The 3,522-nt window shown below is 56.6% G+C and carries 2 rRNA genes; both read right to left on the bottom strand.

Annotation, left to right across the window (positions count from 1 at the left end):
- Positions 1-7: 7 nt before the first annotated feature.
- Positions 8-124, bottom strand: a 5S ribosomal RNA gene (rrf, locus tag ABLM29_RS22120).
- A gap of 190 nt (positions 125-314) precedes the next feature.
- Positions 315-3,451, bottom strand: a 23S ribosomal RNA gene (locus ABLM29_RS22115).
- Between the last annotated feature and the right edge of the window lie 71 nt (positions 3,452-3,522).

Raw genomic sequence — 3,522 nt, 5'->3', positions numbered from 1 at the left:
AATGTTTGTCCGGCGGCGTCCTACTCTCCCACAGCCTCTCGGTTGCAGTACCATCGGCGCTGGCAGGCTTAACTTCCGGGTTCGGTATGGGACCGGGTGTTTCCCTGCCGCTATGGCCGCCGTAACTCTATGACCCGCACCCGCCCGACGCTGCTGCGCAGGGCTGTGTGGTGGGGTGGTCTGTGATTCTTCGACCTGCCTGTTACGGCATGTGGACGCGAGTTACGTTCGTGCTGAACGGGTGTCTTGCGCGGTGTTCCCCTTGATTGTCCAAGCAAACCGGCATGGGTTTGTTGGGTGTGTTGGGGGTTTGTTGTGGCAAGCTTTCGGCCTATTAGTACCGGTCGGCTGGGCATTGCTGCTGTACACCTCCGGCCTATCAACCCAATCATCTTTTGGGGGCCTTATCCCCTCAAAGGGGGTAGGAAACCTCATCTTGAAACGTGCTTCCCGCTTAGATGCGTTCAGCGGTTATCACTTCCGAACGTAGCCAACCAGCCCTGCACCTGGCGGTACAACTGGCACACCAGAGGTTCGTCCATCCCGGTCCTCTCGTACTAGGGACAGCCTTTCTCAAGTTTCCAACGCGCGCGGCGGATAGGGACCGAACTGTCTCACGACGTTCTAAACCCAGCTCGCGTGCCGCTTTAATGGGCGAACAGCCCAACCCTTGGGACCTACTCCAGCCCCAGGATGCGACGAGCCGACATCGAGGTGCCAAACCATCCCGTCGATATGGACTCTTGGGGAAGATCAGCCTGTTATCCCCGGGGTACCTTTTATCCGTTGAGCGACCACGCTTCCACTCGCAGTGGCCGGATCACTAGTTCCGACTTTCGTCCCTGCTCGACATGTCTGTCTCACAGTCAAGCTCCCTTGTGCACTTACACTCAAAACCTGATTGCCAACCAGGCTGAGGGAACCTTTGAGCGCCTCCGTTACATTTTGGGAGGCAACCGCCCCAGTTAAACTACCCATCAGGCACTGTCCCTGAACCAGATCATGGCCCTAGGTTAGACATCTAGTACGACCAGAGTGGTATTTCAACGATGACTCCACACCCACTGGCGTGAATGCTTCACAGTCTCCCACCTATCCTACACAAGCCGAACCAAACACCAATGCCAAACTATAGTAAAGGTCCCGGGGTCTTTCCGTCCTGCCGCGCGTAACGAGCATCTTTACTCGTAGTGCAATTTCGCCGAGTCCATGGTTGAGACAGCGCCCAAGTCGTTACTCCATTCGTGCAGGTCGGAACTTACCCGACAAGGAATTTCGCTACCTTAGGATGGTTATAGTTACCACCGCCGTTTACTGGGGCTTAAATTCTGAGCTTCGAACTTGCGTTCTAACCCGTCCTCTTAACCTTCCAGCACCGGGCAGGAGTCAGTCCGTATACATCGTCTTACAACTTCGCACGGACCTGTGTTTTTAGTAAACAGTCGCTTGGGCCTGGTCTCTGCGGCCCTTCACGCTCACCCAGCAAGTGGGGTCACGATCCGGGCCCCCCTTCTCCCGAAGTTACGGGGGCATTTTGCCGAGTTCCTTAACCATGGTTGTCTCGATCGCCTTGGTATTCTCTACCTGATCACCTGAGTCGGTTTGGGGTACGGGCGGCTCGTGGCTCGCTAGAGGTTTTTCTCGACAGCATAGGATCACCCACTTCCCCCATACGGGGTCGGCATCACATCTCAGGCTCATCATCAAAGAAAGCGTCCCGGATTTGCCTAGAACGCGCCCTACATGCTTACCCACGCACAACCATCGGCGTGGTTGGGCTACCTTCCTGCGTCACCCCATCGCTTGACTACTACAAGATCGGGTCCCGCGCTCCACACCAGCGCCTCACCCCGAAGGGATCGGTCACCAGCGCTTCGGGCGGTTAGCATCACCAGCCTCGTCATGGGCGCCACTTCGCCGGTACGGGAATATCAACCCGTTGTCCATCGACTACGCCTGTCGGCCTCGCCTTAGGTCCCGACTTACCCAGGGCAGATTAGCTTGACCCTGGAACCCTTGATCATCCGGCGCACGGGTTTCTCACCCGTGATTCGCTACTCATGCCTGCATTCTCACTCGTGCCACATCCACGGCTAGATCACTCTGCCGCTTCACCCGTGGCACGACGCTCCCCTACCCACCCATGACCCTGAACCACGAAGGCTTGGGTTACACATGGATGCCATGGCTTCGGCGGACGGCTTGAGCCCCGCTACATTGTCGGCGCGGAATCACTTGACCAGTGAGCTATTACGCACTCTTTCAAGGGTGGCTGCTTCCAAGCCAACCTCCTGGTTGTCACTGCGACTCCACATCCTTTTCCACTTAGCCGCCCCTTAGGGGCCTTAGCCGATGGTCTGGGCTGTTTCCCTCTCGACTACGAAGCTTATCCCCCGCAGTCTCACTGCCACGCTTACACTTACCGGCATTCGGAGTTTGGCTAACGTCAGTAACCTGGTAGGGCCCATCGGCTATCCAGTGCTCTACCTCCGGCAAGAAACACGCAACGCTGCACCTAAATGCATTTCGGGGAGAACCAGCTATCACGGAGTTTGATTGGCCTTTCACCCCTATCCACAGGTCATCCCCTCCATTTTCAACTGAAGTGGGTTCGGTCCTCCACGCCGTCTTACCGGCGCTTCAACCTGCCCATGGATAGATCACTCCGCTTCGGGTCTTGATCGTGCGACTCAAACGCCCTATTCAGACTCGCTTTCGCTACGGCTACCCCACACGGGTTAACCTCGCCACACAACGCAAACTCGCAGGCTCATTCTTCAAAAGGCACGCCATCACCCCCACTGCACACGAATGTGCCGGCCGGGCTCTGACGGATTGTAAGCGCATGGTTTCAGGTACTATTTCACTCCCCGCCAGGGGTACTTTTCACCTTTCCCTCACGGTACTGGTCCGCTATCGGTCATCGAGGAGTATTTAGGCTTAACGGGTGGTCCCGCCAGATTCACACACCATTCCAGGAGTGGCATGTTACTTGGGAAATGCTCAACACAGCCAGCCACATACGTCTACGGGGCTATCACCCGCTCCGGCACCGCTTTCCAACGGACTTCGACCTCGCCACTGGTTTCTTACTGCGCAACCCACCGGCAGATGGATCAAGAACACTCCCACAACCCCGACCATGCAACCCCTGCCGGGTATCACACATAGCCGGTTTAGCCTCATCCGATTTCGCTCGCCACTACTCTCGGAATCACTTTTGTTTTCTCTTCCTGTGGGTACTGAGATGTTTCACTTCCCCACGTTCCCTCCACACACCCTATTTCATTCAGGTGCAGGTAACACGACATGACTCGTGCTGGGTTTCCCCATTCGGACATCCCCGGATCAACGCTCGGTTGCCAACTCCCCAGGGCATTTCGCAGGCTCCCACGTCCTTCATCGGCTCTCGATGCCAAGGCATCCACCATGCGCCCTTAACAACTTGCCCACAACAAACCACCAACACACACAACAACCAACAGCTCACGCCACTCGTCACCAGTGCCCGGCAGCCCGATC

Source organism: Nocardioides sp. YIM 152588 (assembly GCF_040191335.1).
Lineage (GTDB): Bacteria > Actinomycetota > Actinomycetes > Propionibacteriales > Nocardioidaceae > Nocardioides.
Note: the sequence above shows the minus strand (reverse complement) of the source record. Positions and strands in the feature narration are given on the sequence as shown.